This window comes from Pseudomonas sp., assembly GCF_049301935.1.
GTDB lineage: Bacteria > Pseudomonadota > Gammaproteobacteria > Pseudomonadales > Pseudomonadaceae > Aquipseudomonas.
On record NZ_JBAQLP010000002.1, the window covers coordinates 1 to 6,355 of the forward strand.

The following is a 6,355-nucleotide window of genomic DNA, read 5'->3' on the forward strand; positions in this document are numbered from 1 at the left end:
GGCCCACCCTGCGCAAGCGAACCGAACACCTTCGTAGGATGGGTTGAGCACAGCGATACCCATCACGCACTAACACCAGCGAATTCTGGAGCACTGAACATATGGCCACCCACGCACCCGAAATGCCTATCCAGGTCGACGACGAAACCGGCGTCTGGACCACCGACGCCCTGCCGATGCTCTATGTGCCGCGGCATTTCTTCGTCAACAACCATATCGGCATCGAGGAAGTCCTCGGCGCCGACGCCTATGCCGAGATCCTCTACAAGGCCGGCTACAAGTCCGCCTGGCACTGGTGCGAGAAAGAGGCCGAATGCCATGGCCTCTCGGGCGTGGCGGTGTTCGAGCACTATATGAAGCGCCTGTCGCAGCGTGGCTGGGGCCTGTTCAAGATCCAGTCGATCGACCTCGACGCCGGTACCTGCGAAGTGCGCCTGGACCACTCGGCCTTCGTCTACGTCTACGGCAAGTGCGGTCGCCCGGTGGATTACATGTTCACCGGCTGGTTCGCCGGCGCCATGGACCAGATTCTCCAGGCCCAGGGCAGTAGCCTGCGAACCCGTGCCGAACAGGTTTACGGCGCCTCGCAGGAAGGCCACGACCACGGCCTGTTCCGGGTCAAACCGCTCTAAAAACAAAGGTATGTGGGAGGGCGTTAGCCGCTCGTTAATGTCCTTCCCCCAACCCTAAGCTCCGTGAGGGTGCCGCAATGGCTTTTGAAGCAATGTTCCAGCCGATCCAGATCGGCAAGCTGACCATCCGCAACCGCGTGCTGTCCACCGCGCACGCCGAGGTCTATGCCACCGACGGCGGCATGACCACCGAGCGTTACATCAAGTATTACGAAGAGAAGGCCAAGGGCGGCATCGGCCTGGCGATCTGCGGCGGCTCCTCGGTGGTGGCCATCGACAGCCCGCAGCAGTGGTGGAGTTCGGTCAACCTGTCGACCGACCGGATCATTCCGCACTTCCAGAACCTGGCCGACGCCATGCACAAGCACGGCGCCAAGATCATGATTCAGATTACCCACATGGGCCGCCGCTCGCGCTGGGATGGTTTCCACTGGCCGACCCTGATGTCGCCGTCCGGCATCCGCGAGCCGGTGCATCGCGCCACCTGCAAGACCATCGAGGTCGAGGAAATCTGGCGAGTGATCGGCAACTACGCCCAGGCCGCGCGCCGCGCTAAGGAAGGCGGTCTGGATGGCGTGGAACTGTCCGCCGTGCACCAGCATATGATCGATCAGTTCTGGTCGCCGCGGGTGAACAAGCGTACCGACGAATGGGGCGGCAGCTTCGAGGGGCGGATGAAATTCGGCCTGGAAGTGCTCAAGGCCGTGCGCAAGGAAGTCGGCGACGACTTCTGCGTGGGCCTGCGCATCTGTGGCGACGAGTTCCATCCGGACGGCCTGTCCCACGAGGACATGAAGCAGATCGCCAAGTACTACGACGACACCGGCATGATCGACTTTATCGGCGTGGTGGGGTCTGGATGTGATACGCACAATACGCTCGCCAACGTTATCCCCAATATGAGCTACCCGCCGGAGCCGTTCCTGCACCTGGCGGCCGGGATCAAGGAAGTGGTCAAGGCCCCGGTGCTGCACGCGCAGAACATCAAGGACCCCAATCAGGCCACGCGTATTCTCGAAGGCGGCTACGTGGACATGGTCGGCATGACCCGCGCGCATATCGCCGACCCGCACCTGATCGCCAAGATCAAGATGGGCCAGGTCGACCAGATCAAGCAGTGCGTCGGCGCCAACTACTGCATCGACCGTCAGTATCAAGGCCTGGACGTGCTCTGTATCCAGAACGCCGCCACCAGCCGTGAATATATGGGCCTGCCGCATATCATCGAGAAATCCAGCGGGCCCAAGCGCAAGGTGGTGATAGTCGGCGGCGGCCCGGCCGGTATGGAAGCGGCCCGCGTCGCCGCCGAGCGTGGCCATGACGTGACGCTATTTGAAAAGAAGGATGCTCTTGGCGGACAGATCAGCCTGGCGGCCAAGGCGCCGCAGCGCGACCAGATGGCCGGTATTACCCGCTGGTTCCAGCTGGAGCTGGCGCGCCTGAACATCGACCTGCGCCTGGGTACCGGCGCCGACGAGGCGAGCATCATGGACCTGCGCCCGGATATCGTCGTGCTGGCCAACGGCGGCCATCCGTTTATCGAGCAGAACGAGCACTGGGGCGCAGCCGAGGGCCTGGTGGTGAGCAGCTGGGACATCCTCGACGGCACGGTTGCCCCGGGCAATAACGTGCTGGTCTACGACACCATCTGCGAATTTACCGGCATGTCGGTGGCCGACTTTATCGCCGAGAAGGGCGCCAAGGTGGAGATCGTCACCGACGACATCAAGCCGGGCGTGGCCATCGGCGGCACCAGCTTCCCCACCTACTACCGCAGCCTGTACCCCAAGGAAGTGATCATGACCGGCGACCTGATGCTGGAAAAGGTCTACCGCGAGGGCGACAAGCTGGTGGCGGTGCTGGAGAACGAATACACCGGCGCGAAAGAAGAGCGGGTGGTCGATCAGGTGGTGGTGGAAAACGGCGTGCGCCCGGATGAGCGCCTCTACTACGCCCTCAAGGACGGCTCGCGCAACAAGGGCCAGATCGACGTCGAGGCGCTGTTCGCCATTCAGCCGCAGCCGTGTTTAAGCGAGGCGGGCGACGGCTATCTGCTGTTCCGCATCGGCGACTGCGTGGCCCAGCGCAATACCCATGCGGCGATCTACGACGCGCTGCGCCTGTGTAAGGACTTCTGATCTAAACGCCGAACCCTGTAGGAGCGAGCTTGCTCGCGATGGCTGACTGACACTCGACATCGTCGTTGACGGTTACACCCTGATAGCGAGCAAGCTCGCTCCTACATAGATCCCGGCCAGCCTGCGTTTTTGCGTTTCGATGAGTTCGTTAGGAGCCATCATGTTAAACACCCTACTTCCCATTCTGCTGTTCGCCGCACTCGGCCTGGCCGTGCTCGGCGCCGGCAAGCGCTTCTTGATGTGGCGCCGCGGCCGCGCGGCCCAGGTCGACTGGCTGGGCGGCCTGCTGGCCATGCCGCGCCGCTATATGGTCGATCTGCACCATGTGGTGGCCCGCGACAAATATATCGCCAACACCCATGTGGCCACCGCCGGCGGTTTTGTCCTGGCCGCCGTACTGGCGATTCTGGTGCACGGTTTTGGCCTGCATAACCGCATTCTCGGCTTCGCGTTGTTAGGTGCCACGACACTGATGTTTGCCGGCGCGCTGTTTGTCGCCAAACGCCGCCTAAACCCGCCTTCGCGGCTGTCGAAAGGCCCGTGGATGCGCCTGCCGAAAAGCCTGCTGATGTTTGCCGGCAGCTTCTTTATCGCCACCCTGCCGGTGGCCGGGATTCTGCCCGAAGGCTTTGGCGGCTGGATGCTCGCGCTGCTGCTGACGGTCGGCGTGGCCTGGGGTGTGTCCGAGCTGTTCTTCGGCATGACCTGGGGCGGGCCGATGAAGCACGCCTTCGCCGGTGCCCTGCACCTGGCCTGGCACCGCCGCGCCGAACGCTTTGGTGGCGGCCGCTCCACCGGCCTCAAGGCGCTGAACCTGGATGATCCGAAGGCACCGCTGGGCGTGGAAAAACCCACCGACTTTACCTGGAATCAGCTGCTCGGCTTCGACGCCTGCGTGCAGTGCGGCAAGTGCGAGGCAGCCTGTCCGGCCTTCGCCGCCGGCCAACCGTTGAACCCGAAAAAGCTGATTCAGGACATGGTGGTCGGCCTGGCCGGCGGCAGCGATGCCAAATTTGCCGGCAGTCCCTACCCTGGCAAGCCGATTGGCGAACATAGCGGCGGCCCCCATCTGCCCATCGTCAACCTCAATGGCAAGGCGCTGGTGGATGCCGAGACGCTGTGGTCCTGCACCACCTGCCGCGCCTGCGTCGAGGAGTGCCCGATGATGATCGAGCACGTTGATGCCATCGTCGATATGCGCCGTCATCTCACGCTTGAAAAAGGCGCCACCCCGAACAAGGGCGCCGAGGTGCTGGACAACCTGATCGCCACCGACAACCCCGGCGGCTTCGCCCCGGGCGGCCGGCTGAACTGGGCGGCAGACCTTAATCTGCCGCTGCTGAGCGACAAGCACAGCGTCGAGGTGCTGTTCTGGGTCGGCGACGGCGCCTTCGATATGCGCAACCAACGCACCCTGCGTGCCTTTGTCAAAGTACTGAAAGCCGCCAAGGTCGACTTCGCCGTGCTCGGCCTGGAAGAGCGCGACAGCGGTGACGTGGCGCGCCGCCTGGGCGACGAGGCGACCTTCCAGCTGCTGGCCAAGCGCAATATCGCCACCCTGGCCAAGTACCAGTTCAAACGCATTGTCACCTGTGACCCGCACAGCTTCCATGTGCTGAAAAACGAGTACGGCGAGCTGGGCGGGCACTACCCGGTACTGCACCACAGCACCTATATGGATGAACTGATCAGCGGCCAGAAACTCAACCTCGGTACCCACAAGGGCGGTTCGGTCACCTATCACGACCCCTGCTACCTGGGCCGTTACAACGGTGAGTATGAGGCCCCGCGCAACGTCCTCAACGCCATCGGCATCGAAGTGAAAGAGATGCAGCGTTCCGGCTTCCGCTCGCGTTGCTGTGGCGGTGGTGGCGGCGCGCCGATCACCGATATTCCCGGCAAGCAACGGATTCCCGATATGCGCATGGGCGATATCCAGGAAACCGGCGCCGAGCTGGTCGCCGTGGGCTGCCCGCAGTGCACCGCGATGCTCGAAGGGGTGGTCGGCCCGCGCCCGGAGGTCAAGGATATTGCCGAACTGGTGGCGGACGTGCTGCTGGAGGCGCCTGCCCCGGCAAAAAAGCCGGCGCCGGCCAAGCGTGAAATGGCGGGGGTGCAGTGATGAACGCGAGGACTCGTTGTAGGTTGGCATTGAGCGTAGCGATACCCAACGCTGCGCCCGCTCATCGTTGGGTATCCGGGCTACGCCCCTCAACCCAACCTACGCCAGATCAGTACGCTTCGGAGGCCCGCCCATGAGCGAGATTATCCGCCGCGACCCGCGCGCCGAATGGATAGCGCGCAACCGTCTGCACCCGCTGCATGCCACCGCCCAGCCGGCGGTGGCCAGCTGGCTCAGTGCCGCCGGGGTGCTGCGCAAAAATCCCCATGCCGTCGGTTTTATCGGCCCCAATGGACTCAAGCGCATCGACCGCTCCGGCGCGCAGCAAGGCGGCACGGCCAAGCGCTCGACGGCCAGCGCCGTGGTGCAGTTGCCGCTGCGGGTGATCGAGCAGCCGGCGTTCTATATCGCCGTGGTACCGGATATGGTCGGCGGCCGCCTGAGCGCCCACGACAAGGACCTGCTCGGCCTGGCGCACAGGCTCGCCGGCAGCGATGGTGCGGTGGTCGCGGTGGTCTTCGGGGAGCACAAGGAAAGCGCCTTCGACAGCAACGGCGTCGACCGCCTGCTGCAGTTCGCCGGCGACAGTTTCGACGGCTACGCCCCGGAAGCGCGGGTGCTGGCCCTCGGTGCGCTGGAGCGGCAACTGTCGCCGCGTCACTGGTTGCTGCCCGACAGCCGCAGCGGCGGTGGCGAGCTGGGCCGCCGCCTGGCCGCCAAGCTTGGCGAACGCCCGGCCACGCGGGTCTGGCAGGTGGCCGATGGCATCTCAAGCGGGCGCGCCGGTGCCGGGCGGGAAGACCTGGTGCGGCAAGCCCCGCGGCTGATCCTGGCGGCGGTGGAGTGCGCCGAACCGGTCAGCGAAACCCGCCACGAAGTGCGTCCGCTGGCGCTGAGTGAAGCATTGGTCAGCCACCTGCCACGGATTCAGGATCTGGGCGCCGTGGCAGTCGACCCGGCGCAGATCCCCATGGCCGAGGCCGAATTTATTCTCTCCGGCGGTAACGGGGTGAAGGACTGGGCGCTGTTCCACCAGGCCGCCGCTGCCCTCGGCGCCACCGAAGGCGCCTCGCGGGTGGCGGTGGACGATGGCTTCATGGCGCGTGATCGCCAGGTCGGCGCCAGCGGCACCTGGGTCACGGCGCGGGTCTACGTGGCCGTGGGTATTTCCGGGGCGATCCAGCACCTGCAAGGCATCGGTGCCTGCGACAAGGTGGTGGCGATCAACCTCGATCCTGGTTGCGACATGATCAAGCGGGCCGATCTCTCGGTCATTGGCGAAAGCGCCGCGATTCTGCACGCCTTGATCGCGGCGGTAGAGGCCTACCGCAACGGCGCCAAGCGCGATGCGGCTTGAGGATATGAGCATGAATACGAATGTTATCAGCCTGGTATCCATCGGCGCCCACCCGACCTCCGGTCGCCCGCGCCGCGCCGAGCAAGATGCGCGCGCAGTGGAATTG

Annotated in this window: 4 protein-coding genes and 1 pseudogene; all 5 read left to right on the forward strand. The window is 64.5% G+C overall.

Going from position 1 to position 6,355, the window contains the following annotated elements; genetic code table 11:
• Positions 1–101: 101 nt before the first annotated feature.
• Positions 102–632 carry a DUF5943 domain-containing protein gene (locus WA145_RS00260; RefSeq protein WP_422579642.1) on the forward strand — a complete coding sequence of 177 codons (531 nt, stop codon included), beginning with the start codon at positions 102–104 and terminating at the stop codon, positions 630–632.
• A gap of 77 nt (positions 633–709) precedes the next feature.
• The gene (dgcA, locus tag WA145_RS00265) at positions 710–2,770 is read left to right on the forward strand and encodes a dimethylglycine demethylation protein DgcA (RefSeq protein WP_422579643.1); all 2,061 of its coding nucleotides are present in this window, start codon (positions 710–712) and stop codon (positions 2,768–2,770) included.
• Positions 2,771–2,930: 160 nt separating this feature from the next.
• Complete coding sequence (dgcB, locus tag WA145_RS00270; protein ID WP_422579644.1) at positions 2,931–4,892, forward strand: dimethylglycine demethylation protein DgcB; 1,962 nt, start codon at positions 2,931–2,933, stop codon at positions 4,890–4,892.
• Between the two features lie 133 nt (positions 4,893–5,025).
• Positions 5,026–6,249, forward strand: a complete 1,224-nt coding sequence (locus WA145_RS00275) for an electron transfer flavoprotein subunit alpha/FixB family protein (protein ID WP_422579645.1) — start codon at positions 5,026–5,028, stop codon at positions 6,247–6,249.
• 10 nt (positions 6,250–6,259) lie between these two features.
• Positions 6,260–6,355, forward strand: a pseudogene (locus tag WA145_RS00280) (electron transfer flavoprotein subunit beta); the annotation flags it as partial.

Coding starts and splice junctions, on each gene's coding strand:
- WA145_RS00260 (WP_422579642.1), top strand. CDS start 102: ATGGCCACCCACGCACCCGAAATGCCTATCCAGGTCGACGACGAAACC.
- dgcA (WP_422579643.1), top strand. CDS start 710: ATGGCTTTTGAAGCAATGTTCCAGCCGATCCAGATCGGCAAGCTGACC.
- dgcB (WP_422579644.1), top strand. CDS start 2,931: ATGTTAAACACCCTACTTCCCATTCTGCTGTTCGCCGCACTCGGCCTG.
- WA145_RS00275 (WP_422579645.1), top strand. CDS start 5,026: ATGAGCGAGATTATCCGCCGCGACCCGCGCGCCGAATGGATAGCGCGC.